This is a genomic window from Flintibacter sp. P01028, assembly GCF_041925235.1.
GTDB classification, from domain to species: domain Bacteria; phylum Bacillota; class Clostridia; order Oscillospirales; family Oscillospiraceae; genus Lawsonibacter; species Lawsonibacter aceti.
Map to the genome: position 1 here is coordinate 1 of NZ_JBHEVC010000027.1, position 803 is coordinate 803.

1 pseudogene is annotated in these 803 nt (G+C 38.1%); it reads right to left on the reverse strand.

From position 1 onward, the window contains the following. Positions 1–593, reverse strand: a pseudogene (locus ACEVJK_RS14425) (transposase); the annotation flags it as partial. Positions 594–803: the final 210 nt, after the last annotated feature.

Sequence of the window (803 nt, forward strand, 5' to 3'; positions counted from 1 at the left end):
AGTTCACGAAGTTTCTTTTTCATTCCCGATGGATACAGCAAACGGTTTGTTTTCAAAGCACCGATGGTATGGAACCCTCTCTGTGCAAAGGTATTGATTATCTTTTCAGAAACATACCAGCAGTCGCAAAGAAAATAGGACATTACCGGTGGAACAGGCAGCTCCTTTGCAATGCTTTGTACAATGTCAATCTTGGAAATTGACTTATTGTACATTACAAAAGCATAGTTCAGAACAATGCCATTGCAGGAAAGCATAACAGCAACTGCCTGATGCCCGTAATCCGGTTTTCCCTTTAAATGGGATTGGTGAAAATACGCATCTTCAATCGGATGTAAAGCCTGTGACGAAGGCTTTGTCTTTGAAGCAATCGTATCGTCCACAATACAGAGAACAGGTTTTCCGGTGCGTGCTGCTTCTGAATAAATAATCTCAATGACAGAGCATTTTAACGTATCTGAAAGTAAGGAATCATCCCATTTTCCGGAATTGAGGAAATGGGCAATCGTAGTTCTGTGGCAGGAACTGTTTTTAGCAAAGTCCGTGGTTTTTCCATGATATCCTGAAATGAAAATACTGATTAGGATACTCATAAGATGGTTTATTACTCGGTTCGAATAAAATTTGCATAAGTTTAATTTTTTAAACTGGTTGTATATGAATGAGGAATGATGTATAGTATTTGCGAGAGACACCTTCTTTCGTAAATGTTGCAAATGTTTGTTTTGGCACTTTCATTATACAACACATGGAATCGAGGTGTCTTTCTTTTATGCAAAATCACGAACTTGCTCATTTATAGT